The 25,834-nt window shown below is 49.3% G+C and carries 26 protein-coding genes and 1 pseudogene; 22 read left to right on the top strand and 5 right to left on the bottom strand.

Annotation, left to right across the window (positions count from 1 at the left end):
* The first annotated feature begins 15 nt into the window (after positions 1–15).
* The 12 genes from EKM71_RS04795 (at position 16) to EKM71_RS04740 (ending at position 10,008) form a co-directional block, all read left to right on the top strand.
* On the top strand, positions 16–876 hold the full coding sequence (locus EKM71_RS04795) for an energy-coupling factor ABC transporter ATP-binding protein (protein WP_125573517.1): 861 nt from the start codon (positions 16–18) through the stop codon (positions 874–876).
* Entirely contained in the window at positions 866–1,672 is an 807-nt protein-coding gene (locus EKM71_RS04790; protein ID WP_125573516.1) for an energy-coupling factor ABC transporter ATP-binding protein, read from the top strand. The genes EKM71_RS04795 and EKM71_RS04790 overlap by 11 nt, the downstream gene beginning before the upstream one ends.
* Before the next feature lie 15 nt (positions 1,673–1,687).
* Entirely contained in the window at positions 1,688–2,380 is a 693-nt protein-coding gene (locus tag EKM71_RS04785; RefSeq protein ID WP_225417997.1) for a phosphoribosylanthranilate isomerase, read from the top strand.
* Complete coding sequence (locus EKM71_RS04780; protein ID WP_125573514.1) at positions 2,373–3,341, top strand: carbohydrate kinase family protein; 969 nt, start codon at positions 2,373–2,375, stop codon at positions 3,339–3,341. The genes EKM71_RS04785 and EKM71_RS04780 overlap by 8 nt, the downstream gene beginning before the upstream one ends.
* 45 nt (positions 3,342–3,386) lie before the next feature.
* Positions 3,387–4,061, top strand: a complete 675-nt coding sequence (locus EKM71_RS04775) for an HAD family hydrolase (RefSeq protein ID WP_164504723.1) — start codon at positions 3,387–3,389, stop codon at positions 4,059–4,061.
* Positions 4,045–5,241: an iron-containing alcohol dehydrogenase gene (locus EKM71_RS04770; RefSeq protein ID WP_125573512.1), complete on the top strand. Its 1,197-nt coding sequence runs from the start codon at positions 4,045–4,047 to the stop codon at positions 5,239–5,241. Before EKM71_RS04775 ends, EKM71_RS04770 begins: the two co-directional genes overlap by 17 nt.
* A gap of 18 nt (positions 5,242–5,259) precedes the next feature.
* A complete protein-coding gene (locus EKM71_RS04765; protein WP_225417992.1) occupies positions 5,260–6,699 on the top strand; it encodes an MFS transporter in 1,440 nt (479 codons plus the stop codon).
* Positions 6,700–6,727: 28 nt separating this feature from the next.
* Positions 6,728–7,678, top strand: a complete 951-nt coding sequence (locus EKM71_RS04760; RefSeq protein ID WP_125573510.1) for a nucleoside hydrolase — start codon at positions 6,728–6,730, stop codon at positions 7,676–7,678.
* Positions 7,679–8,110: 432 nt separating this feature from the next.
* Positions 8,111–8,671: a sigma-70 RNA polymerase sigma factor region 4 domain-containing protein gene (locus tag EKM71_RS04755; RefSeq protein WP_225417991.1), complete on the top strand. Its 561-nt coding sequence runs from the start codon at positions 8,111–8,113 to the stop codon at positions 8,669–8,671.
* A 104-nt stretch (positions 8,672–8,775) separates the two neighbouring features.
* Positions 8,776–8,973, top strand: a complete 198-nt coding sequence (locus tag EKM71_RS04750) for a hypothetical protein (RefSeq protein ID WP_125573509.1) — start codon at positions 8,776–8,778, stop codon at positions 8,971–8,973.
* 34 nt (positions 8,974–9,007) lie between these two features.
* Positions 9,008–9,247, top strand: a complete 240-nt coding sequence (locus EKM71_RS04745; RefSeq protein ID WP_125573508.1) for a DUF2922 domain-containing protein — start codon at positions 9,008–9,010, stop codon at positions 9,245–9,247.
* Positions 9,248–9,738: 491 nt separating this feature from the next.
* Positions 9,739–10,008 carry a hypothetical protein gene (locus tag EKM71_RS04740; RefSeq protein WP_125573507.1) on the top strand — a complete coding sequence of 90 codons (270 nt, stop codon included), beginning with the start codon at positions 9,739–9,741 and terminating at the stop codon, positions 10,006–10,008.
* Positions 10,009–10,131: 123 nt separating this feature from the next.
* Here the strand turns inward: EKM71_RS04740 and EKM71_RS04735 are convergent, their stop codons facing one another.
* Positions 10,132–11,052, bottom strand: coding sequence for a LysR family transcriptional regulator (locus tag EKM71_RS04735; RefSeq protein ID WP_125573506.1), 921 nt, complete (start codon positions 11,050–11,052; stop codon positions 10,132–10,134).
* Positions 11,053–11,257: 205 nt separating this feature from the next.
* Between EKM71_RS04735 and EKM71_RS04730 the strand changes: the two genes are divergently transcribed.
* The 3 genes and pseudogenes from EKM71_RS04730 (at position 11,258) to tnpA (ending at position 15,407) form a co-directional block, all read left to right on the top strand.
* Complete coding sequence (locus EKM71_RS04730; protein ID WP_191986180.1) at positions 11,258–12,469, top strand: aminotransferase-like domain-containing protein; 1,212 nt, start codon at positions 11,258–11,260, stop codon at positions 12,467–12,469.
* A 968-nt stretch (positions 12,470–13,437) separates the two neighbouring features.
* Positions 13,438–14,748, top strand: coding sequence for a hypothetical protein (locus EKM71_RS04725; RefSeq protein WP_125573504.1), 1,311 nt, complete (start codon positions 13,438–13,440; stop codon positions 14,746–14,748).
* Between the two features lie 194 nt (positions 14,749–14,942).
* Positions 14,943–15,407: pseudogene (gene tnpA / locus EKM71_RS04720) on the top strand (IS200/IS605 family transposase).
* Positions 15,408–15,504: 97 nt separating this feature from the next.
* On the opposite strand, the gene EKM71_RS04715 reads toward tnpA, so the two are convergent.
* The gene (locus EKM71_RS04715; protein ID WP_125573503.1) at positions 15,505–15,714 is read right to left on the bottom strand and encodes a KTSC domain-containing protein; all 210 of its coding nucleotides are present in this window, start codon (positions 15,712–15,714) and stop codon (positions 15,505–15,507) included.
* A gap of 337 nt (positions 15,715–16,051) precedes the next feature.
* Here EKM71_RS04715 and EKM71_RS04710 point away from each other — a divergent pair, with 337 nt between their 5' ends.
* From EKM71_RS04710 to EKM71_RS04700, 3 genes are all read left to right on the top strand, one after another.
* Entirely contained in the window at positions 16,052–16,582 is a 531-nt protein-coding gene (locus EKM71_RS04710; RefSeq protein WP_125573502.1) for a hypothetical protein, read from the top strand.
* A 193-nt stretch (positions 16,583–16,775) separates the two neighbouring features.
* Entirely contained in the window at positions 16,776–18,215 is a 1,440-nt protein-coding gene (locus tag EKM71_RS04705; protein ID WP_125573501.1) for an S-layer protein, read from the top strand.
* 172 nt (positions 18,216–18,387) lie between these two features.
* The gene (locus EKM71_RS04700; protein WP_125573500.1) at positions 18,388–19,689 is read left to right on the top strand and encodes a hypothetical protein; all 1,302 of its coding nucleotides are present in this window, start codon (positions 18,388–18,390) and stop codon (positions 19,687–19,689) included.
* Positions 19,690–19,842: 153 nt separating this feature from the next.
* On the opposite strand, the gene EKM71_RS04695 is transcribed toward EKM71_RS04700, so the two are convergent.
* Positions 19,843–20,496 (bottom strand): hypothetical protein, encoded by a 654-nt coding sequence (locus EKM71_RS04695; RefSeq protein WP_164504722.1) that lies wholly within the window; start codon positions 20,494–20,496, stop codon positions 19,843–19,845.
* 300 nt (positions 20,497–20,796) lie between these two features.
* On the opposite strand from EKM71_RS04695, the gene EKM71_RS04690 reads away from it, so the two are divergent.
* Both EKM71_RS04690 and EKM71_RS04685 read left to right on the top strand, forming a co-directional pair.
* On the top strand, positions 20,797–21,597 hold the full coding sequence (locus tag EKM71_RS04690; protein WP_164504721.1) for a hypothetical protein: 801 nt from the start codon (positions 20,797–20,799) through the stop codon (positions 21,595–21,597).
* A gap of 223 nt (positions 21,598–21,820) precedes the next feature.
* Positions 21,821–22,207 carry a MarR family winged helix-turn-helix transcriptional regulator gene (locus EKM71_RS04685; RefSeq protein WP_125547434.1) on the top strand — a complete coding sequence of 129 codons (387 nt, stop codon included), beginning with the start codon at positions 21,821–21,823 and terminating at the stop codon, positions 22,205–22,207.
* Positions 22,208–22,461: 254 nt separating this feature from the next.
* Here the strand turns inward: EKM71_RS04685 and EKM71_RS04680 are convergent, their stop codons facing one another.
* Both EKM71_RS04680 and EKM71_RS04675 read right to left on the bottom strand, forming a co-directional pair.
* Complete coding sequence (locus EKM71_RS04680) at positions 22,462–22,725, bottom strand: hypothetical protein (protein WP_125573497.1); 264 nt, start codon at positions 22,723–22,725, stop codon at positions 22,462–22,464.
* A gap of 136 nt (positions 22,726–22,861) precedes the next feature.
* Positions 22,862–23,455 (bottom strand): hypothetical protein, encoded by a 594-nt coding sequence (locus EKM71_RS04675; RefSeq protein ID WP_125573496.1) that lies wholly within the window; start codon positions 23,453–23,455, stop codon positions 22,862–22,864.
* A gap of 442 nt (positions 23,456–23,897) precedes the next feature.
* Here EKM71_RS04675 and EKM71_RS04670 point away from each other — a divergent pair, with 442 nt between their 5' ends.
* Together EKM71_RS04670 and EKM71_RS04665 are read left to right on the top strand one after the other, a co-directional pair.
* A complete protein-coding gene (locus EKM71_RS04670) occupies positions 23,898–24,164 on the top strand; it encodes a hypothetical protein (RefSeq protein WP_125573495.1) in 267 nt (88 codons plus the stop codon).
* 950 nt (positions 24,165–25,114) lie between these two features.
* Entirely contained in the window at positions 25,115–25,714 is a 600-nt protein-coding gene (locus tag EKM71_RS04665) for a hypothetical protein (protein WP_125573494.1), read from the top strand.
* Positions 25,715–25,834: the final 120 nt, after the last annotated feature.

The following is a 25,834-nucleotide window of genomic DNA, read 5'->3' as shown; positions in this document are numbered from 1 at the left end:
GAGGAGGGAAGCGCGTTGGACGAGTTAGCAATTGAAGTGAAGGATCTGTCGTTTCGTTACCGGCAAACGACCCACGCGGCGTTAAGCCACGTTAGTTTCTCGGTACCCAAGGGGAGCTTCTTCTGTATCATTGGCGGCAATGGTGTGGGCAAATCCACGTTGTGTAATACCTTCGTGGGGCTGATTCCCCATTACTTTTTAGGCAAGATGGACGGAGAGGTCCGTGTCAACGGCCAGAGTATCTTAGACCAGTCCATTGCGGATTTATCGTCACAGATTGGTCTGGTTTTCCAGAATCCCTTTAATCAACTCTCGTACACGGCCTCAACGGTCGCCGAGGAATTGGCTTACGGGTTGGGGAACCGCGGGGTCGCTCGTGAAGAGATGGTGAAGAAAGTTGCGGCCGTGGCCAAATTAATGCGGATCGATCAGGTACTCGACCAGAATCCGCTTGATTTGTCCGGTGGTCAGGCGCAACGCGTGGCCTTTGGGTCCACCTTCATTCTAGAACCGAAGATTTTGGTGCTGGATGAATGTACCACACAATTGGATCCTATGGGTGCCGATGATATTTTTGCTATCGTGAAGCGCCTCAATCATGAAGGGATAACGGTGGTTATGGTCGACCATGATATGGAACGAGTCGCCGAGTATGCCGACCAAATCTTGGTCTTGGCGGCAGGGTCTCCAGTCTTACAGGGGACGCCCGCGGAAGTCTTCGGCGATCCGCGATTAGCCGAATTTGGGGTCGAACCCCCGGCTTATGCGACGGTCACGCAGGCCTTGGCCCAGCGCCACCTCATCAAAGCTGAATTAGGTGTCACCAAAGAACAGGCGGTCGCACTGGTGAAGGAGGGGCTCAATCATGCGCATTGACTTACAGGATTTACATTTCGGGTATCATCCTGAACATGAAATCTTGCATGGCGTGGACTTAACGCTGGCTGGGACGGACCCCATCGCCATCATTGGCCAGAACGGGGCCGGCAAGACGACGTTAGTGAAGCAGTTCAATGGGATCTTGACGCCGACTTCCGGACACGTCTTGATTGACGGTCAGGATGTGACCACCCAGACGACCGCCAAATGGGCCGCAAAAGTGGGCTATGTCTTTCAAAATCCTAATGACCAATTGTTTTTAGATTCGGTCCGGAAAGAATTTGAGTTTGGGCCCAAACGAATTGGGATGGCACCGGCAGAGATTAAGCACCGCATCGATCAGGTCGCTGACTTGGTCGAGTTGACCGATGAACTTGATACCCATCCCTTCGACCTTGACGACACGCAGAAAAAATTCTGTACCATCGGCGCTATTATCATGATGAATCCCGATGTGGTGGTGTTTGACGAGCCAACCTGTGGGCAAGACGTTCACGGCGATCACCTGTTGAATCGTCTGATTCGCCACCTCACAGCCGCAGGAAAACTCTGTGTGACGATTTCCCACGATATGACCTTTGTGGCTCAGAACTTTAAGCGGGTGATTGTCATGTCACAGGGCGCTGTTCGGCTGGATGGGACGCCGGAAGCCGTCTTCTCTCAGACGGCGGCCTTGAAGACCTGCTTCATCACGCCACCGCCGCTGACTCAATTAGCGCAAGCGGTGGGGTTCACCGCAACACCATTTACCACGGACGCCTTTGTACGGGCATTCGAAGCGGAAAGGAAGTAACGGATTGTGGCAAAGATGATTACGCAAATTTATGGCATTAGAACGATTGCAGATGCGCAGATGGTTATTGATTTAGGGGGCGACCACATCGGCGTGAGCTATGGTCAAGTGAAGCGGACCCCCGGACAATTAACCTGCGACCAGGCCAAGGCGATCTTTGAGGCGACTGCTGGCAACGTGGTCCGTGTGGGCCTAACGGTTTCCGAAGATATCGACGAAATTACATCAGACCTCAAGCTGGCCTTACCGGACGTCATGCATCTTTCCGGAGATATTGACGGTATCAGCCCGAAACAGGCTCAGATCCTAAAAGATCGCTTTCCAGGATTGAAAATAATGCAAGCGTTACCGGTTTTGGCTGGCGTGCCATTGGCCGAACAACCGGTCTTGGACTACGTGAAGGCCTATGAACCGGTGGCCGACTTCTTCTTAATTGATACCAAGACGCCAGACGCGGACGATATTGGGGCAACGGGTGAGGTTCACGATCAGAACATTGACGCGGCCATTATTGATAGCACCCAGGTGCCCTGCATTATCGCAGGGGGCTTAGACGATCAGAACGTGGCGGCGGCCATTCACCTGACCCATCCTTACGGCGTCGATTCCTTCAGTCTGACCAATTACGACGATGAGCGCGCCAACACCTTGCGTTGCAAGGATCCGCAGAAGGTTGAGGCGTTCATCAAGGCGGCGCAAAATGCCTAAAGTTCTAATTGTGGGGGATGCCAATGTCGACATTCTGGTTCACTACCCAACGGTGACGCGTGAGCAACCAACGGCCGTTCACTTTGAGAATCCCAGCCTACAAGGCGGCGGAACAGCGGCGAATACCGCCACGGCTCTGGCTCGTTTGAATGTGCCGACAGCATTTATCGGAACAATCGGGGACGATTCGTATGGTCGTTACGTGCAAGAAGACTTTCGGAAGAGCGGTATTGATACGACGGGACTCATTGTCGACCCCACACGGAATACGGTCGGGGTCTTCGCCTTTATCGATAACCAGGGGGAACGATACCTTTGGGGATGGCCGCGTGAGAAACGGTCCTTCAAGGTATTGGACCCGGCGAAAGTGAATGACAACCAAGTCTTACAGGCAGATTGGGTGCATTCTTCCGGCATGACGCTCACTTATGACACCTCGGCGCGATCGACTATCATAGCGATCTTCAAATTAGCTTATGAACACAACATTCCGACGTCTTTTGACCTGAATCTCAGGGTCGATAATGGTCGGCTCGATCCAAGCTATGAACAAGCGATTAAAGAAATTCTGACCTACACCACCTACGTCCTGGGTTCGGGCGAGGAGGAATATGCCTACTTGGGTGACAGTCAGGATGGGATAACCAACGCCAGATCATTGGTCACAAATGACCGAACGATTGTCGTCCGTAACGGCAGTCAGGGATCCCTGGCGTTAACGCCTGACCGGCAGATCGCAGTGCCCGCATTCGAGGTGACCGTTGACGATACGGTCGGCGCTGGCGACGTCTACAACGCAGGGTTCATCAAGGCAATGTTGCAGCATCAAGGGCTCCGCGAAGCCTTGCGATTAGGCAATGCCGTGTCGGGCTATACGGTGACGAAGCCAGGAAGTCGCGCTTGTCCGACGCAAGCCCAGCTCGAAGCTTTCTTAGAAGATCACGTGCTGACAGAGTCATGACTGTCAGTGACAACCACTAGTTAAGGGGGTGAGGGTATCACAACATTGGGGACCATCCTGTGGGACTTCGACGGAACGTTGGCGGATACAGCACCAGACGTGTGGGCCTCGGTAGCCTACGCTGCGGCGGCATTGAACGCCACATTACCAGCGGCACTCACGGCGGATCCCAGTCATTTAAGTTGGCCATTAGAGCAGTTGTTTCAACAGTTGGAACCGCGAGCGGATCAGCGAGATTTCGCTAAATTCGATCGGTTAGTCGCCAAGCATTATCGCACGCTGAATACCTTTGACCAGACGCGGCTTTACCCGGGAATTCAGGATCTCCTCCAGGACCTGAAGAATCGTGGTATTCGCAATGTGGTCGTCAGCCTCAAGCCACAAGCGGCATTGGATCGCATTGTGGCGAACAAGGGTTGGCAGTCCTTATTTACCGCGGTCTATGGCATCGATTGGTTTGGCCCCCAGGCCACCAAGACGACGGCCATTCGACACATTCTGATGGACACCCATTACCCTGGTCCATTCCTCTACATAGGAGATTCGGGGACGGACGTGAGCGCCGCCCGAGCGAATGGCCTGATGTGTTTGGGGGTCACCTACGGAGATGGTGATGTGGCAGCCTTACGGCAACAGCGGCCGTGGCAGTGTGTGTCAACGGTGGCTCAGCTAAAAGCAAAATTATTGGGAAAGGAGCAGGAGAATGCTACAGGATTTTGAGATTCAGATTGGGACGGACTTCGTCTTCGGTCGCCAGAGTATTGACCAGATTGGGGACAAGCTTCAGACCATGAACGTGCATCACGTCCTCTTGCATCACGATGGCGGGCCGTTTCTCCAGTCTACCGGGCTTTTGGATCGGGTAAGGGCCCAGTTCAAGCAGGCCGGGATTGCGGTGACCGAGTTAGCCGGGGTACAACCCAATCCGCGGCTGTCACTGGTGCGTGAAGGGATCGCCATTGTGAAGGCCCAAAAAATCGATCTGATCTTCGCGATCGGTGGCGGTAGCACCATTGACTCCGCTAAGGCGATCGGATTGGGGGCAGCCACGGACAGAGACGTCTGGGACTTCTTCACGGGCCAGGCGACACCGACCGCTACGGTGAAGGTAGCCTCACTCGTGACCTATCCAGCGGCCGGCAGTGAGTCGAGTGCCGTCACGGTCGTCAATAACACGGCGGTTGGGCAGAAGCTTCTCGTCAGTGACCCCATCGTACGACCAGCGGTGGCCTTCATGGCACCGGAGCTCACGAGCACCCTGCCCCCATTTCTGACGGCGTGTGGGATCGTGGATATGTTCTGTCACGTGTGCGAACGTTACTTCTCACCAGACAATGAGATTGGTGTAGTCGATCGCATGGCAGAAGGCATTCTTCGGACCATTGTTGACTTGGGTCCAAAAGTTCTCGCCCATCCCGCAGATTATGAGAGTCGCGCCGAACTCATGTGGATTGCGACGATTGCGCAGAACAATACGGTGGGGATGGGACGAACCCAAGATTGGGCGACCCACGAGATTGCTAACGAACTGAGTGCCGTCTTCGACACCCCACATGGGGCGACGATCGCCATTATTATGGGGTCTTGGATGGCCTATGCCAGTCGACAGAAGCCCTATCGGTTTGCCCGCTTTGCCCGCGAGGTCTGCCACGTGCCGGCTGCCGGTAAAAATGATCAGGAGCTGGCGAACGAAGGGATTAAGCAGGTCGTGGCTTTCTTTAAACAATTGGGGATGCCAACGTCCTTTGCGGACTATGACGTTCCCACGACGGAAACAGAACGGATGTTGGGCAATATTGCCTTTCGCGGCGATGACCAGTGTATCGGTGGTATCGTGCGCTTGAATCGAGAAGATTGTCGCCGGATTTATCAATCAGCGTTTGACGGACAGCTATTTTAGAAAAGGATGTGTCGACCAGTGGATGAGAAGACAAAAATCACAGGAATCCCAGTTCCCGCAGAAGGGACTGCAGAGTACGAAAAGATGAATAAGATGGCCAAAAAGGCCATTCCGTTGATTTTAATTATTTTCACGTTAGGCATTTTGGAACAACAAGCCTTTGGGATGATCTTCGTGAATATCGGGAAACAATTGGGGTCAGAAGCCTTGGCACCACTGATTACGTCGATTCCCGGGATTGTTTTGGGGATTGTCTGTGTGATTTATGGGTCCTTAGGGGACTTCGTTTCCTTGAAGAAAATGACGATCTTTGGGACGTTACTCCTCGTGATCGGGTCCGCCATTGGGTTTATCCTGGGGCCCGTGAACATCTGGGCTGTGGTGATTGCGCGAGTCCTCCAGTCGGCGGGGGGCCAAGTGGCCGGGTCAGTCTTCCTGGTGCTGGTGTCTAAGTATGTGTCAAAAGTGAGTCGAGTTATCTATTATCAAATCTTCGTGGCCGTGTTCCGGTTCTCCGCTGCCTTAGGGGTTGTGCTGGCTGGTTACGTGGAAAAGATTGACTGGCGTTGGCTCTTCGCTGCGCCGATTGTGGCGATCTTCTTCCTGCCATCGTTGAGTCGGAACTTACCAGATGAGCACGCTGAAGGTGCCGAGGTCGATGGGATTGGGTTTACCCTGATTGGGTTATTCGCCGGTGCCGTGACCATGTTCTTTACCAACATGAACATCTGGTGGGCCGCCGCATCCGTGATCACGTTAATTGCCTTTATTGTTTATATTAATAAGGCGAAGAACCCCTTCATCACGCCAGAATTCTTTAAGAATCCGGCTTTCATTGCGACGATGTCTGTGATCTTCATCGGTTACTTCTTCAGTTACACGCTAAATGCTGGGGTGAACGCGATTGGATTGAATGTTTACGGGATCGACTCTGCCGAGATTTCAACCCTACTGGTTTGGTCCATTCTGTTAGCCGCCGTTCTGGGCTTCTGTGGCCCTCTGATTAAGAAGATGGGTCGGACAACGTCGATTATCCTGGCCCTGTCCAGCATGGGTCTGGGGTTAATCGCCATTGCCTTTGCGATTCCTTACGGGAAGGTTGCGGCCTTGTTGATTGCACCATGTATCTACTACTTCGGGACGTCATTCTTCTACTCCCCAATCGTGGATACGGCCACGTTAACGGTGCCAGCCGAAGAGTCTGGCCGTGTCTTGGGTCTGAATGATTTGATTCAAGCGATTACGGGATCCATCGGGGTTTCCCTCTTCGGTGGGATGATGTCCTCCGGCGTGATGTCCGGTGGGAGTCTCTTTGGGACCAAGGCCGGCGCTGCGTCGACTTACGCCAACATCTTTATGATTGGTGGATTCATCGTCTTGGCCGCCTTAGCGATCTACATTATTTTCCACAAGACCATCTACAGTCGGACACGTGAAGAGATCAAAGACGCTGAATAGTCACTGAAATCAAGGAGGAATTAAAGTTATGGCAAAGCAAAAAGTCATTTTAGATTGTGACCCAGGACACGATGACGCGATGGCGTTACTGATGGCCCTAGCCGCCGACAACATTGAGTTGGTGGCCGTGACCACTTCTGCTGGGAATCAAAGACCAGAGAAGACCTTCCACAATGCCCGAAAACTCTTGGCTTTGGCTGGCCGCGAGGATATTCCCGTTGCCATGGGGGCCGCTAAGCCCCTCTTGCGTGATCTAATTATTGCGGAAAACGTTCATGGGAAGACGGGACTCGACGGGGCGGAATTACCGGAGCCTACCCAAGAACCATTGACGCAGTCGGCTAACGATCTCTTGGCAGAAACGTTGCGCAATTCAGATGAACCCATCACCTTGGTTGCGACGGGTCCGCTGACAAACATGGCGATCTTCCTGTTGTCACATCCAGAACTGAAGTCCAAGATTGCCCAGATTTCTTACATGGGTGGGGCTTGCTTCGGTGGGAACGTTACGCCACAAGCCGAATTCAACATCTATGTCGACCCAGAAGCGGCTGAAGTTGTGATGCAATCTGGGGTTCCTCTGGCGATGTTCGGGTTGGATGTCACGCTGAAGGCACAGCTTTTTGATGAGGATATCGCGCATATCGAAAATATCGGGAATCCCGTCGCCAAGGTCATGGCCGATCTTTTGAAATTCTTCGCCTTAACCACGACGCCACCATTTCTAGCGGGTCCCGACCACGTCGAAGGGGTGCACATGCACGACCCCTGTGCGATGGCCTATATCATTGACCCGACGCTGTTCACGACGCGTAAGAAACACGTTGCGATCGACACCAAGGATGGCTTGTCCTTAGGGAGCACCGTCGTCGATTACGACGAGGTGTCCGGTAAGGATAAGAACGTGACGGTAGCCTTTGACGTTGACTTGCCACGGTTCCGTGAGTTGGTTTATCAGTCGATGGCGTTCTTCTCATAGTAGAGTGGTTCAGGAGGCGGTTAGTCAGTGAGCATTAACGTCAATACCGTGAGCGTCCCGGGTTTGGACGCTTGCGGTATTGGGGTTAAGCGGAGCTGACTGCCTCCTGAAGCACGTTTCAGAACCACCACCAACACCCGAAAAAGCGGCACCCGAGGTAACTTCTCGGGTGCCGTTTTCATGTGCCGCGTTAAAATTAAACTTTATTTTCAGCGCAATTCCGACGTAATTACGTCGCCAAACGTCAGACCGACAAATAATCGCTTCACCCCGTACCACCGCGAACGAGTGTTTGTGGGGTAAGTCATTGCCACTGGTCGCCTCAGAATTGGTCTAGATCACCGTCAAACCCCTGTTTGGCAACGCTCGGGGAATCCGTTAGGGTAAGCCTTGACCATAGCGCTATGGATCACCACCGAGAAGGGATGATTCATGATGGACAACGATGTGACACCGGCTTACCGCTTCTTATTTACTGGCGACCACGAGGCGATCCTGTATGGGGCCTTGAAACGCCTGCACTTGACACCCACTCATGCGGATTACGAGGACTACCTGCAAGAGGCTCGGCTACTCTTTCCGACGGTCTACGCCGAGTTCCCGGATGATCCGGAAGCTAAGCCGCACCAGTTCTTGGCTTATGCGCAACAGAAAATCACGTGGAAGCTGGCGGACCAACTGCGGCGGGATCGGCGTCAAGACGATTATCAAGCGCCCGGCGATCAGGCGACACTGTTGGCGACGCTGGCGAAGGATGAAGATGTGTTGGCGCAGATCGGCCTGAGTGACTATCGGATGTATCTGGTGAAGCTGATTGGGGCGGCCGGCAAGACCGGCGAGTGGCGTTTTCTGGTAGGGACTTTAATTGATCAGCTGACGATTGCCGAGATCGCGTCGCGCCATGATGTGAATGTCGCGACGGTGTATCGCTGGCGGCGTTCACTAACCCGACGATTGGTTGAACAGTTAACCCCACCGGACCGATTTCTTTAAGTTATTGGCGAAAAGGTGCGAAAAAATCGGGCCGAAATTCGTTAGTAGTCGTGTAAGGGTTAGCCAACTCCTACAAAATTCAGTCCCACGGAAGGAGTACCACCATGCAAACGAACTGGAAGAAAACGACCATCACCTTTATCTTCATCGACGACGGCGACCATCCGGTCAAGATCGCGTTACAAAACGCCATCAGCGCCCCGGAAGCCACGCAGATTGCTGATTTTGGCGCGACGCTCGCGACCTTAACCGGCCTCACGTTTCGCACTGCCACCGTCTCCACGCAAAGCACCGTTGCCTAACGCCTAGCCAACGAAGAAGGGAAGTCCTCCATCAATGAAAGCACTAGAAATGAGTTTTAAGGGTACCGATAAGCGCGTCAAGCATCTCCGGTTGAAGTACATCAACACTGATTTGAAGCCTAAGGAAATCGAAGCCCTCATGGCTAAGATTGCGGCCGCTCGGTTGTTCGTTAAGGATGGCGGTGACCTGTACGCCGAACCCGTGAGTGCCGACATGATTGAAACCACCAAGACCAGCTTGGTCGCGCCGGTTGTGCCCGCACCAACGGCCTAACCTGACCCTGTCTAGCTGAATCACAACCTGAAAGGGCGACCGGTCTCCGAGAGGGATGCGGTCGCCTTTTTGGCTTTTGGAGAAAAATTTCAATATAGTTGTAAAACGCGAAAATGTATATATTCAGGATGTCTGAGTGTTGTTCAACTCTTTAAGTGGTAGTAAGCTAAGGGTAAGTGTTAATGAATTATTACTACGGCCGATCCGGTCGTTAACGACGGTTAAAATAAACTGCCACCGTTTAGGTTTGTACTTTGAGCTTATCCAGGACAATTGTTCACCGTAAGCGCTATGGTTAAGTGAATAAAATTTAACAGGTCTAAGGTCCGTTGATTTGACTGTAGTAGGGACCCCACCCCCTAGGCTGTCTGGTAAATCTTCGGGTCTAAGGTCTGTTGATTTGACCGTAGTGGGGACCAAACATAATTATATTGGTCAGTCAAAAAACTATACTTAATCCATAAGCAAAATTAAAAGAGGGGAGTGCCGCAATGAAAAACACCAAACTTTCCCTACTCTCCATAGCCACCGCCTGGTTATCCGGCACGCTGACCGATGTCGAGGTCACGCGTCTCGCCCAAGATCTCACCATCTTCACCCCTGAAGGCCTCGACGAAGACCCCATGACCGAGCCTGACATTATCTGGTCCAACAATGATGGGAATAGCTGGGTCGACGTGGACAGCGCTTTGGTGGAGACGCACAAGATGACGATCGACCAGCGTACCACCTTCACCAACCTGGTTCTGGCTGCCCGGTAAGCTACACGGCACAAACTAAAAGAAGCGTCTGGGATTTTGTCCCAGGCGCTTCTGTGTTTCTAAAGGTATATGGCTGAAACGTGTGCTAAGAGGCAGTTGGCTTATCAGCTAAACTGTTCTTTTCTACATAGCGTCATTATTCCCAGCACTATGCGTCAAGACCTTATCCGGGTAGGTGGCTTCAACATAGTCGTTAATCGCTCGTAGTAGCTTGGCCGTTGATGGGGCCTTGGCCTGTTCGGCATTGACGACCAGACAGATCGTCCGGTAGAACTGCTTGTCGAAGGGGTAGACGTTGACGTTCCCAGTGACGCGTTCAAGAGCTAGCTCGGGCAAGATCCCCATGCCCATGCCGGCCTCGACCATTGCCAGAATCGATTGGTCGTCGATTGAGAAGCGCAGGGCGTTTGGCCGGATCTGGTAGTGGTCCAACGCGGCCTTGGTATCTTTGTCGTAGTCGCCTCGTTGGAGGATGAAGTTCTGATCGACCAGGTCGGCCGCCGTCACCGTGGTGTGGTTAGCGGGAACGAAGTCGTTGGGCGTGATGCAGTAGATGGCATCCTTGACTAGGGGTAAGACGGTCAGCTTCTCAGAGACGGGTAATGCCGACAGTCCCAGGTCGAGACGGCCGGTCTTGACGGCCGCCGCAATCTCCCCGAAGCCAGCCTGTTCAACGTTGATGGCGATCTGCGGGTAGTCCTGACGGAACTGGCGGATGATCGGTGGCAGCCAGTTGATGCAGACCGAGGAGAACGCCCCGATGCGCACCGATCCCGCATTGAGACCGTGGATATTAGCGGCGGCTTGTTGGAGCCGATCCTCGGCATTGATGATTGCTTGAATCAGTGGTAAGACGCTCTGGCCGTCTGTGGTGAGTTCGACGCCGGATCGATTCCGAATGAAGAGGGGAAAGCCCAGTTCCTTCTCCAGTTGGTTGACCGAGTGACTGATGGCCGATGGCGTCACATTGAGTGTCTGTGCGGCCCGGTAAAAAGTGTGTTCTTGAACAATGGCCTGAAAGACCCGATATGCAAATGGTAACATGGTGCGTGACCCCCTCCGATTGGTTAAGATGAATTACATTCACGCAATTTCGAGATAGTTGAACTCGTTTTTCTGTCACGGGTATTCTATCATACTCTGTGAAAGCCAGGAAGCTTTTATTGGGTGGTTGGGATATTCCGACACCTAAGGGGTAGTCAGCGTGTCTGGTAGGGGCTGGACGCGACTAGAAAGGGTGAGCTCAATGATGAAAGACTTGTTAGCACAACGCGTTAATCCAGATGTTCCGTCGGCGTTAAGTGGCCTATTCACGAAAGATGATGACCCACGCGCCATCTCCTTTGCAGCCGGGAGTCCTAACCAGGACCTCTTCCCGGTCCAGGCCATGCGCACGGCCTTTGACACCGCGATTAGAAACCAAGGTGCGCACCTATTTCAATACCAGACGGCCCAAGGCAACGCTGGGTTACGCGATCAGCTCGCCCGGCGAATTGGCAAGTGGGGCCAGGTCCAGACCACCGGGGATCACGTGGTCCTAACCGTGGGTGGCCAACAGGCGCTCGAACTGGTTGCCAAGACATTGTTGAATCCTGGCGATGAGGTCGTCGTGGAGGCGCCGTCTTATGTCGGGGCCTTGGCTGCCTTTGACCTCTATGCCCCAACGTATTACGGCGTGCCGTTACAAGATGATGGGATCGACCTGAATGCATTGGAAGATACCCTGAGGCAGCATCCGAATATCAAGTTACTCTACACCGTGCCGGATTATCATAACCCAACGGGGATCACTATGACCGTGGGCAAGCGCCAGCAGTTGGTGGCTTTAGCCAATAAGTATGACTTCGTGATTCTCGAGGATTCGCCTTATCGCGACCTCGGGTATGAACACCTGCCACTGCCAGCCATCAAGGCCTTCGATACCGAGGGACGCGTGATCTTCGTCTCCAGTATGTCTAAGATTCTGATGCCGGGACTGCGGACGGGCTGGCTGGTGGCCGATGGGGACCTCCTGACGGCAATTCTGCGGGCACGCCAGGCCAGTGACCTTGAGGCCAATAACATCGTTCACGCGGCCGTTGATGCCTATCTGACGGCCAACGATCTCGATGCTCACGTTGGGATCTTGAAGGCCGACTATCAGCGGAAGTGTGCCGCTATGATTCAAGCTCTCGAGGATTACTTCCCCGATGAGGTTAGTTTTACGCGGCCCGAGGGGGGCTTCTTCAACTGGGTCACCTTACCCGAGGAACTCGATGCCGACAGGCTGTTAAGTGAGACGATTATCCCGCAAGCACACGTCAGCTACGTGCCGTCGACCAACTTCTATCCAGACCGCAATGTGCGTAATGGATTCCGGCTGAGCTTCACTGGCCTGGCACCCGAAACGATTGATGAGGGGATGCACCGGTTGGGTGATCAGATTAAGGCGGCCTTGCATACGGCTAAGCCCGTGGTCTAGAACGTGATAACGTGGTACCGAAAATGAACTTAATATAGGAAAAGATAGAACGATTCGGTGATCGTTTTACCCACTGAGAAGATTGGTGGGTGAGGGGTGCCGGTCGTTTTTTTGTTGTGCTGATTTGGTGATGGGGTGATGAGGCGTAGGGATCAGTTAGCTGGAGGTGGGGCGTGACGCCGTTACTTGCTATAAATAGTGGGATTTAGATAGGTGTTTAGAGAAATTACGGTAGCTGGTTTTGACTTGGAGGCGGATTGGGAGTGACCTTTGGATCAGAAAAGGCCTGAGAGTTGGTGCTCTCAGGCCTTACGGGTGGCATTCAGTATCTATGGTCGAAACGTGCTACAGCAGGCAGTCAGCTCCGCGTAACCCCAATAACGCAAGTAACCAAGCCCGGGTCACTCACGTTATTGACGTTAATGCTCACTGACTAGCGGCCTGCTTGCGCACTCTTTATATAGCAAAAAGCGCCGGCGAATGATTTCGCCGACGCTCACCTTAAAGTGGTTAATTGCTTCCGTTCTCCGCGGAAGCGATCACTTTGAGGTAACTATTTCCAGTTGCCAAAAAGCATCACCCCCTTTCATTTAATTGACCACAGTGTATATCCGAGGGACAGTCTTTGCAAGTAAAGTGACTTTCCTTAACGACACATTAAGCTTTAAAAAAATGCAAAATATGTTATGGAATCAGCCAGTGCGTTACTAATATTTTAATAACGTGTGATAACTTTAACTTAGATGACAAGAATATTACAAAGAGGGGCTTATTGTTTCATTCCAACGACAAAGAAGGGCAAATCCTTGTTAAACGGGACTTATCCGTCTATAATCAATGTCGTAGTTAGGGGATAGCTAATGGCGGTTAACAATTTGTGGAATATAATTCTTAACAAATACGCTAACTTCAGTTATACTATTCTTGCTTGATAAATTACATATATTATGTTTGGAGGAAGAAAAATTATGCAATCCAGTTTAAAGAAATCTCTTTATTTAGGACTCGCTGCTCTTAGCTTTGCTTCTGTAGCTGCTGTTTCAACTAACGCATCTGCAAAGTCATATGCTAAAGCCGGTGCCGAAACCGATTTGACTGTCACTAAAGATGACACTAACGTTGAATCAACGGGTACCAACGCCTTATTCACTAAGCCTGGTACTACTAAGGGTGCTAAGGTAGTTGCTTCTAAGGCAAAGATGAAGAAGTTGGCTAACTCAGGTAAGTCAGCTGACTACTTCTGGGCATACCGTACGGTTACTACTAACAAGGGTGCCGTTTACTACAAGGTCGTTACCATGAATGGTAAGTACCGTGGTTATGTTTACGCTGGTAAAAAGGAAGGCGAATTCAGCCGTGGAATCGTTAAGGCTGAAACCACTACTCCTAAGACTACTGATGCAATGCTTAACAAGACGGTTTACTTCAAGAACCCTGGTACTCACAATGTTACGTGGACTGCACCTAAGTACACTGAACACAAGGCTTCACAACGTGTTATCAACACGACTCCATTTGCCGGTGACAAGTTAACTGTTACTAAGGCAGAGACTAAGACTCGTGAAAACACATTGTACTACTATGTTGAAGATGCTACTCACCCAACTGTAAGTGGTTGGATTTACGCGGGTGCAGTTTCTACTACTGCTAGTGATGCAGTTCAAGCTGAGAATGGTATCACTGTTAAGTACATTGACAAGAACACTGCCAAGGAAGTATCTTCTAAGGTACTTGACTTGAAGGGTGCTGCAAGTATGACTGCAGCAGATCTTGCTACGGCTGTTTCAGACAAGAACAATATCCCTGCTGGTTACGGCAACGCAACTGTCAATGGTGATACTGACTCAGTTGTTAAGGGCAGTTCAGTTCTCGTATATGTAACTGCTAACGAAGCCAAGGCTATGACCTTTACTCCAATTGTTGATAACCAAAGTGCTGGTGCCGATGCACAAGGCTTGTTGACTGAATTCTGGGCAGGTACTGGTGCAGATACTGACCCTGTCACTATCGTTGCCAAGGACAAGGCATTTACTCAACCTGAAGGCCTTACTATGAGCGGTACTGACATTGTTGCCCAATTGACTACTGATAAGCTTAACACGTTCACTGTTAAGACTAAGGATGCAGCTGTCAACGGTAAGCAACCTGCATACCAATTCACTATCAAGAGTGCTGACCAAGGTGCCTTCGGTTCAGCTTCTAACGTTTACTACACTGCTGTTAAGGGTAGTGTAACTGAAAATCCAGCTTCGACTGGTGACTTTACTCCCGCAAACTAATTTTTAATAATTGATTTGTGCTTGTATTGAGAAAGGCCCGATTCCATACGGAATCGGGTTTTTTCTATTAATTAGGTTAAATACCCCCACAAGTAAAACTTGTGGGGGGGTGAAAAAGGCTTTGGCCCAAAACACCCTTTCTATATACTATTTAACAGAAACCAACAAAAAATAGTATCGAAAGGGTGTTTTACATGTCTAAGAAGTCCAAAGACGATAGTAGCTTAGCACATACTAGATGGAATTGTAAGTACCACATAATCTTTTGCCCCAAGTATCGGTGAAAAGTTATTTTTGGAGAGTTAAGAGCAGATATTGGCCATAATATTAAGAAGGTTGTGTGAGTTAAAAGATGTTGAGATTATTGAAGCACATGCAATGCCAGACCATATCCATATGCTGGTTAGAATTCCACCTAAGATGAGTGTCGCTGGTCTTATGGGGTATTTGAAAGGGCGAAGTGCCGTGATAATTCATGAACGCCATACGAATTTAAAGTACAATTACGTAAATCAAAGTTTTGGGCTCGTGGATATTACGTGAGTACAGTTGGTTTGAACCAAAGGACAATAGAAAAATATATTCGCAATCAAGAAACTGAAGATCGTGTAAATGACAGCATGACGAAGCGTGAATATCAAGATCTATTTAAGAAGTAAAAACTACCAAGGCAAGGGTCAGCGATTGGTAGTTTTTTTGGGGTGCCCATTTAAGAGGCTTTTTGCGTGTAGTTAGCCCTTTTAGAATGGGTAATTATTATTCAATCACAATATACGAATGGTGACACAACACGTCGTCATAGAAATAATCGACATCATCAGCATCTAAAAACTCCAGTAAGGTCTTTTCGGTAACATTGCAGTAGACGCGAATTTGACCATTCTTGAGGCGTACCTCCAATAGTCCGCAGCCTTCGGCATAAGATACCGCGGTTACTACCTCACTGTTGATTATGGTCAGAGGCATAAAATCACTTTCTTTCCCGTTTTAGCTCGTGATAGTTCGCCATGCTCTGCCCGTTTGGGGGTCTTAGTAGGAGCAATTGAAGCGTAACACGTTTGGCGTAGGGAACCATTACTAAACGCTAGTTGCGTGGGGTCATTAACCCAACATGATAAAGTTATTGGCATGAATGTCGTAATTGGCGTATGACGAGGTTATTTAGCGATAAATTTATTTATAGGGCATAGCTGACCAGTCTTCGGGAATTTTCCTGTATAGTGGGGTCAAGTTGCTTACTGATCGGAAGACGCAAGCAATGTACACGGACACGATGGGAGCTTTGGGAAGGGGAGTCAGAGTCATGGTTAAAGTTATTGCGCAGGTCAGCCATCCGGATACGACCGGGGCGCCAGTGGATTTTCACGTGATCGAGGTGGCGGAACAGGTGATGATTTTTAGTGAGCCAATTGCCAATATTCACCGTTACTGGGTACCGGTGAGTGCAGATGTTGAGGACGAGGAGGAATACCTAGAACCGGTGGACGACCCTGACTACAATTTCCGCACAGATTTTGCCATCTATCGCCGTCAATATCATTTCATGGAGCCTGCGGCGATTCGTGAGGCCCGCGAGCATCTGGGATTGACACAGGCGGAGGCGGCGATTGCCTTAGGCCTGGATATCAGTCTCTTGGCAGATATTGAGGCCAATATGGCGCTTCAACCGTATGAGCAGGAGGTTAAGCTTCGCTGGTTACTGAATCCAGAGGCTTTTGCGGGTATGGTGCGGCGGCACCCAGCAATCATTCGAGAACATTGTCGTCAGACTGAGGTTAATGCCGAAAGTCTCCTGGGAAAACTTGCCATGTATGAGAGTAATTCTCATATTTAAAAATAAATTTACGGGTGATTGCCAGGCGGCGATCGCCTTTTTTGTTGGCGTTAGTTGCGACTTTTATGAAAGGCTCGTTGAGTTGATATCATGATTAACATAGTGAATTTTGCCGCAAGGGTTCCATTGATCGGGGCACCTGCTATACTAAATCGTGTTCAACCACATTACTTTTCTAGGGGAGAAAAATACAATGAGATCGATTCTAGCAAAATCACTTTACGTTGGTCTGGCCGCACTGAGTCTGGGTGGCGTTGCCAACAGCGTTATTGCACCGACTACGGCAAATGCCGCTTCTAAGGCCAAGATTGTGTCTAAGGTTTCACTGGGTAAGGATGGTCAAAACGTTCAACTAACAGGAAAGAATGCCATCTACACCAAGCCGGGAACGGTGAACGGTGCCAAGCGAGTAGTTTCCAAAGCCAAAGCGAAAAATCTCGCCGCTTCCAAGCGTTCCGCTGATTACTTCCGCGCTTACCACATGGCATTGACAAACCGGGGCACGGTTTACTACAAAGTCGTTTCCATGAATGGCAAGTACCGTGGCTACATCTATGGGGGTCGCGTCCAAAAGGCCTTTACTGGTGGTGTTCAAGAAGCAACGACGACCCACAAGGCTACGATGCCAACACGGACGACTGGCTTCCACTTGCGTAACGTTAACAAGAACACGCTGTGGACAGCACCTAAGAACACTGAATACAAAGCCCATCGTGTTAGTCTTTACGGTTTGAACAAGAACGACACGTTCAAGGTTTCTAAGGCTGTGACGAAGAGTAAGGAAGGCACGTTATACTACTACGTGACCGCTGAGAGCGACTCTTCTATCTCTGGTTGGATTTACGCTGGTGAAGGCTACAAAGACGCCACGACCACTGAATTCGGTGGCTTGACGGTCAACGTTGCCGACCAAGCAGCCACGAATGACAACAGCGTGACGATTCAATACCGTGATGCTAAGACGAAGGCAGAAGTGGCTAAGGCTACTTGGACGACGGCGGATAAGAAGACTGTGGCTGGGCAAGCGGTTAATGATGCCAAGAACGCTTCTGGTCAAACACTGACTGACGTCCTTAAGAGCAAGTTACCTAGTGGGTACAGAGCGCAATCTGACACGACGATTGCAGATGCGGTTAAGGGTGCTAGCTACGGTAACACCGTCTATGTGGATATTATGGCTGCGGCAACCTCTAAGATTTCGATGGCTGTTGGTAATGTGATGAACACGGTTTCCGCTGCACCATCAGATGGAAAAGCGCCTAAGGCTGATGCGACGACAGCAGTTGATGTGATTAACCCATTGAAAAAGGGTGCCAAATTAACGGGTAAGGATGTTCAGATGGCCTTATCAGCTGATGCAATCAAAGCCTTGACTGGAGAACCTACAGCAACGGTTTCAAGCAAGCTTGGTGTTATTGCAGGTGGCTTTACTACCGGCGCTAAAGGCCTGCAGACTTATAAAGATAAGGCTGGGGTCGAGTATCACTACGAATTCAGCATCGACGCAACGAGCTTCACGGGTGATAACTGGAACAAGCACTTTGGTGATGAATTAAAGGCAACCTTCACGGCACAGCTTGTGTTAGGTAAGGGTACTGGTACAACGACCGGTGATAACAGCTGGCAAGCATAATCTAATTCAAATGACTGATCCAAAAGTGGCCAGAGATGGTCACTTTTTTGTTGTGTTCTGGCACTAGGCCATCGAGACTTATTAATTTTTGGGAATGATCGGTAATTTAAGCGCTTAATTTGGTATACTAGTTAGCGGTAACAAATTACTTAATTCCAGAGGAGATAAACACATGCAATCACGTTTAACCAAGTCATTATTTCTTGGTTTAGCTGTTTTGAGTTTAGGTGCTGTTTCAGCAACGACCGCTCAAGCTGCTAAGAAAACCAAGGTAACGTCGACGACTAACCTGAGTTACAAAGGTTCCAAGCGTAACGTTCAATCAAATGGTAAGAATGCTTTATACACCAAGCCAGGTGTTGTAAAGGGTGCCAAGAAGGTTCTTTCCAAGACTTCTATGAAGAAGTTTGGAACTTCCAAGAAGTCCAAGCAATACTTCCGGGCTTACCAAATGGCTAAGACCAACAAGGGAACATACTACTACAAGGTTGTTTCTATGGATGGTAAGTACCGTGGTTTCGTGTACGGTGGAACGAAGAAGGGGACTTTCGCCGGTGGGATCAAGAAGGCCGCAACGACTAAGAACGCTACTATGCCTTCAACAACCACGATGTACTTCGCTAAGCCAGGGACTCAAAACGTGACTTGGTCAGCACCTCGTTACACCCAATACGGTGCCTCAACGAAGGTTAGTGACACCACGGCCTACGCTAACGACGAATTGATAGTGACGAAGGCTGTTAAGAAGTCTCGTGAAGGTACGCTTTACTACTACGTTAAGGACGCTAAGAACCCTGAAGTTAATGGTTACATCTACTACAAGGCTTTGACAGCGACTAAGCCTGCTACTGACGCTTCTGCTAAAGATGGTGTAACGTTCAATTACATTAACAAGAGTACCGGTACAAAGGTTGACTCAAAGATTTACGCTTATGCTAAGGATGTTACGACTTTAGCTAAAGCTGATGCATACACTCAAGCTGAAAACTTGAAGCCAGCAGGTTACACTTTAGCAGGTAAGGATGCTGACACAACCTTTGGTAATGTTGCAGATACTTATGCTAAGGATACGACTGTGACGGTTTACGTTACGGCCAACAACTCTGTTACGCTTTCAACGACTTTGAAGGTTTACAACGGCGATGCTGATGCTGATGCACAAACTTCACTGAAGTTCCCTACGGCTGTTAACACAGCTATCCAAGCTGACGCTTTCTTTAAGCAACCTAGTGGTTTAGCTGCCACTGCAAGTGATATCGAAACCCACTTGAAGGCCGATGGTGCTGGCGACTTCACTGTTGTCACTGAGAAGACAGATCCTAAGGATAGTACTAAGCACATTGCTTACAAATTCACGTTGAACCATGCGACGGATGCTGTCTTTGGTGGTACTGCTTCAACTATCTATTACAATGCTCAAAAGGGCTTCGTAACGTCAACGACTTCTGTTGGTGACTTTACGCCAGCTAATTAAATCTAATTTCTAAACTGAAAGGCCACCCCGCGGGGGGCCTTTTTTTACGAAATTTTTTCGAAAGATGATGTTTCATAGTTATGAATATATAAATAATTAGGACACTAATCGACAAATGTCGATTCTAATCCCCCTAAATTTGCGTCTAAGCACTTATGACTGAGATGCTGGTAAATTATCCTGGTCTTCCTCTAACTGTTGGGAGATCGCCTGGTACAGGTCAGAAGTCGTTAAGAAGGGGGTCAGGTCGTCTGCGTGTAGGCGTGTCTTCAGATCAGCAATGATCTTGGCGGGTGTCGGTATCCGTGCAGCCTCGATCTGCCAGTAGATGATTGGGGCGACCCCATAGCGTTGGCTGGCAGTTGGAATCGACGTGGCGTCGAATTCTTGACGTAGACAGCGCAGAATATCGGCATAGTTATGGCGATCAGCCTTGTCGGTCATACTGATGATTCCGTAGCCTTGAGCGAAAGCCGCGGTGTCGGGCCAGTCGATCTCTTCGCCCAGGTCCATGTTACGGAGTTCTTGGTTATGACGCAGTCCGCGTTTGAAGAGGGTCGTGGTCAGATCCGGGTCCATCTGGTAGGTATCGAGCAGGTCGAGCGTGAGGCCATAAGTCAACAGAACCAGCGCGAGGCGGTCAATGTTAGGCCGGGGGATCTTATCGTCCTCGAGGCCTTGCAGGTACCATTCGGGGATGTCTAGGTTGCGTGCGACGAAGAACACGGGAACACCATTCCCGGGAATCAGACGTGTTAGAGTCAGTATTTTTCCTAGCGAATTCACGGGTGTTTTGGGGTCTTGCATGATGACCAGTCCCTTCATTTTTGTCGAGTATACCAAGCGAATGCGAGAGTTGGGTGAAGATTAGGTGAGAAAACGGATTTAAATTGTATAAAATAGATTATAGTTCGTATATAACTGGCATAATAATTACCGGTAGACATCGTTTAGACCGCTTTATGTCAGTTATTACGCTGATATTTCTTTTATATACAAGTTGAGTATATTTCTTGCTATCATTCGTGTTTCATGCCATTATGTACGTGGGTAGGGACCAACCATGGTAATTATTTAAGGTGCCAAAATGACCACTGGAGCAAGCCATTGAAGTATTCACCTCTTAGTCACATCAAGGGTCTACGGCCCGAGATACGGCTGCAGATTCAAGAGACAGGCGTCCTTGATACGACCAAGTTAACCCTGGATGATGTGATCGATGTTTATCCAGGCACCGATAGTGATTTTGATTGGCCCAATATTGTCTTTGCCAAGAACATGTGTACCACGCGACAACAGCGTCAAACCATCGTCTGGGCGAATGATCACATCTTCAGGACGGATATGACTCCCACGAAGGTGATTAACAAAGGGCGTGCGGCCGCTGGACAGACGAGGTTTGACATTGCGCATGAGGCTAAGAAAAATCACCTGACGCAACCCTACCCAGTCGTTGTCGGCCGCTTCTTGATGGTCCCAACCGACAAGCCCCAGAAGGGCGGTCATCACAGCTGGATTAACGGCCACCTGATTGACGAGATTAATTCATTTGGCGTCAAGGGGAAGGTCAAGGTCCAGTTAAAGAACGGAATGGAGATGATTGTTTGCGATACCAAAGACAGACTATGGACGCATATCAACGAGGCCCGGGGCCTCTTCAAGGCCCAGTCACGCAGACAAGACTTCGCCGACAACCAGCATCACAACGACAAGCAATTCGATTATGTGATGGCTTCCGAAGAGGTTATGGCAGAACGATTGGCCCACCACGCTGGGTTGGCCCAAGACCTCTTGCGTAAGGTTGGTATGATTCTTCCGGATGAAGAGGTTGAAGAACTGGTCCGTCAAGTTCTCGATGGGGATACCCGTAAATACAGGTACGAGGATGAGCGGCATACGGCGGAATAATAGGGTTTAGCGACACTAACGGTGCCGGTCATATTAGTTTGGTAATAAAGAAATTTGGCTAAGATGTGATTTGTTTATAATATAGTCAGTTATCTATGGTAGGATGTTTAGGGGCGGTAACTTTAAGGGATTATGCTTTTTACCCATGAATCGCCAACTACCTATGACTATGTTAAGGACTACCGGTGCGGCATATCACCGGGTCACGAGGAGGAAGAGCATCATGATGGAAGCCAATAAGTTGGCCATGGACGTCGACCGGATTCACCAGTTGAATTCGCTCCTGCGTCCCTTTATCAAGCGACCGAGCAGTGGAGATGCAATTACGTTTGAACAGTACCGGATTTTACATGAACTCGCGACGGAAAAGATCAGTACCAGTGAACTTTCTCGGCGATTGAATGTCGGCCAATCTATGGTGTCGATTCAGATTAGCCGATTGTTGAATGGTGGGTTCATTCAGGATGAGACCTTGCCAACCGATCGCCGCTACCATGTTTTTCAAATCACGGCCAGAGGTCGAAAGGTTGAGGAACACGTTAGTGATGTGCTGGTCGAAGAACTCCCAGAGCTCATGCGACAGATCGCTGGTGTTATTGAACCCGAATAAACGACTCAAAGGAATCTCTGTTCTGTGCAGAGGGAGGTGTCGTTACTGACACCTCTTTTATTTTGGGCTTGAGTTTGGCGTAGTCGTCTGTTGCTGTTAGAGAATCCGGCATTTACACCAAGGCCGGCTTTGGTTCGGAAACCTATTCCAGTTGTCTAGTTGGTTTCCGGTCAGGCGGTGTTAGGGGCTTCTTCGCCAGAAAAAGCAAACAAAAAAGGGAATATGGCCGCTGCCACATTCCCTTGCTTAACGTCCTATTCTGCTGCTTCTAAAGGTTCGTCTTCTTCAGGCTCATCCATGGGATGACCCTCAGCGTCGACCAATTGAAGTTCGGCTTGGCGAATCACAACGAGATCGCCGAAGGAGTCGATTTTGTCTGTTTCTTTCTTTGACAGCTGGTTTGGTTCAACCTTAACTATCGCAGAGTGTTCATACATCTTGGTAATGGTGCCGTAAAATGAGTTTGAGAAGAGCTCGGTCTTTTCACAAAAGACGCGATCGTTTTCATGTAATGCCACAGCAATCGTCCCCCTTAAAAGTAATTTATAAAAGAATAAGGGTTGCGGGACGGAAAGTCAAGACTTTTTGAAGAAAAAGTTTCAAAAACCGAATTATTTAGGGCCTTGTTCAGTGTGCTAACGACTGAGCAAGCGCTTAGTGTCGCAGTTGGTCGATACGTTCTTGGGTCGCCAAGGCATCTAATAGTTCGGTTTGCTTAGCAACCTGAGCCGTAAAGTCCGTCAAGAAGGTGAGCTCGAGGTCGCCTAAGGGGCGCTGTTGCTGAGCGGCATCCAACAAGTCGTTGACCTGGTTGTGGAGCGCTTGGTTGGTTGCCAAGAGGTCCTGGAAGGCGCTGGTGCCGCTGAGACCTTTAACAGCCGGTGACACGGCCTGTGGTGTTGCGGGAGTCGAAGCTAGCTTAGGCTGGCTTGTCGTCGCGTTGACGACCGGTTTGGTTGGGGCTGGGGTGGTATCGGGGTCACCGTCGAAATAATAGAAGACCTGGCGCGGCTTACGGGCGGCTTTCTTGATGCGTGTGTCTATCGAAGGTGCTGCGGAGACGGCCCCCATGACGACAGAGTTGACGTAGCCAAGATCGCCTAGCTTCTGGCGTAGGCTGACGGCTCTAATCCCGCGAATCCCGGGAAACTTTTCCTGGGAGACGACTTCTGTTTCTGCCGGATCTTGAAGCCAGCTGATGATCTGTTGGCGAATCTTTGCCGCCTGACTGTTTTTTGTGTTTGCCATTGTAGGGCCTCCATACGTGTAATCGTTATGAAATAGTATAGTCTTTATTGGGTGAATCTGCTGGCGGGCTGTGAGCCGTCGCCAAGCGCTATTCATATTGAAGCATGTTTGTCGCACACAGACAAGGGGCAGCTAAAATGAGAGGGTGATTGGGATTTCGCTCCCGACTGATCTTTTCAGGGTAAGTATGGTACAATCGAAGTACATAGAGGAATTATCTGGTGATGCCAAGCGTGTTTGACGTTTGGTAGGGCTGGCATCACTGTGTACCCGGAGGTCGTCGAAGATTGCTGCTGGGCCGTGGTTGCCACCAGTCGTGCCACGGATCTCCCCACCGATCGACCACGTGTTGATAGCGGAAGGGGGCACCTGAGCGCGACCCTTCCTTTTTTATTTTCTGCCAAAGCCAGATAATTTCCAATCAATTTAGGAGTGAACAATTTTGCACATTTTTAGAGATGAAAACGGGATTCGTCTGGTCGTTTCCCATCAGACCGGTCACTACGCTGCCCACTTTGCGACTTACGCCCCTGAACAGGAATTTATTAATTATACTTTGGAACGGGATAAGCATGGCCGTTATCATCTGAGCCTTGATAAAACCAATTTGGTTGCGCTCGACTCACCGGTTTTCAAGAAGGAACTGGTTTTCGGTGACCTGGGCGACAGCTTAACGCCAATCAAAGGTGTCACGTTAATGTTAATCTAAGCGGAAGCGCTGCGGCTTTGGTCGTAGCGCTTTTTCTATTAATTAAAATTAAATGTTAATTGGATAAGAGTTTTCCTAGCGGGTACCATCACGCAACAATCAAGAAAAGTACTTGGTTACTATCAATTCCATGTTGGCTGTTTCTCGATTTGACGGCATTTTTTTGAATTGTGACGGTCTAAGTGCCACCATAAGTTCTTAAGCTACTCCCAATGTGACATTTAGTAATGAAATGGAATAAGATACGAAAGGTGTGGAGAATATTCCGCATCTTTTTTTCAGTCCTGGTGAACTGACTTTGGAGAGACATATCGCTTATTGCAGTTTTGGCTGGTTTTAGTCGATTGGTAAATAAAAATGGTGTCAGTGAATTGTTCATCCACACCCTATAGCGTATATTTCTTTTGGGGGTTGGTAGCACCTGCCTGTTACTTAAGTTTAGGAATGCTTTTTTAATTGTAACTTCGTCTCAAATGCATGTTGGTCGATCATTAGTGATGGTTGATATTGATCCTTGGCACTACATTTGCTACTCTAATTAGTGTAGAGTATGGTCTGTTATGATGTTAAAAAAATAAAATAATGAGATTGGAGTGGTGAAGATGAAGTCAAATTTTTCAGGATGAAGTTATCAGGCGTCAGAATTCCTATAAAGATCAATGGTATTGATCTTCCGGAGGTGGCGCATTATTTATCGAATCGAGGAATAGATTAAACTTCATCTGTGATTTGGTCAGATTGTTTAATACCGAGATGGGGAAAGGGCCGCAGAAATTTACCGGACTGATAGTAAACTTCTGATGGTTATTCTTGATGTTATCCAGTGTAGGACTGGCAGATGAGCACGGCTGACTGTGGTCACTTCCGAGTCTGAATTGGTTACGTTCACGACAAATTTAACGGATGCTTTTGGAGATTAGTTTTACATAAAAAACGAAGAAGATGACATTTTGACAAAAGAAGAAATTTTAAAGTATTTATTTGCAAAGCGCGATTTAACTGCTGGCGTGCAGGATGCTCGCCACGATGCTTATGAGGCTAAGCAGGCATTTGCTGCTCAAACCAAGTCGCTCAAAAGACAAACAATCGGTATTGTCATTGGATTGATGATTCTGCTACCATTTATTACCGGTGCTGCTACCAATATTGCCGGTAATGTGCTTGGGGTGATTGCAATGTTTGCATGCTGGGGTGGTATGGTTTATGCCATTATTCTCTATTTCAAGAAAAAGAAGTTAGCTGCGCAGATTGTGGAACAGGCCAATGAAAAGATCACGCAGGAGATGTCAGCTCAGTCCTACATTGACGGCAAAGCTGATTTCCCTGATAAGTTCTATAGTTTCTGGACGATTGATCGTTTGATTCATTTAGTTAATGAAAATCGCGCAACGACCTTACAGGAAGCCTTTAACGTTGCCGAAAATCAAGACTTTCAGAATGACCAGCTGGCTTTGCAGCAAGAAAATTTGTCCGTTAATCAATCCACGAATAAGCTGTCTGCGATTTCCGCTGCGGCCAATGTATTTACGGCACTCAATACGCGGAAATAGTTACTTAAATTCTCAGGCACATAGCCTAGAGCTATCTTGTACCCAAGATGCGACGATACTGTGTCATTTTGGTCGTCAAGGCTCCGGGCTTTCTTTTTGTCAACTAGCAAAACTAAACTA

The sequence above is a fragment of the Levilactobacillus huananensis genome, from assembly GCF_003946145.1.
Taxonomy (GTDB): Bacteria; Bacillota; Bacilli; order Lactobacillales; family Lactobacillaceae; genus Levilactobacillus; species Levilactobacillus huananensis.
The sequence above is the reverse complement of the archived record's forward strand: the minus strand, read 5'-3'. Positions and strand labels throughout refer to the sequence as shown.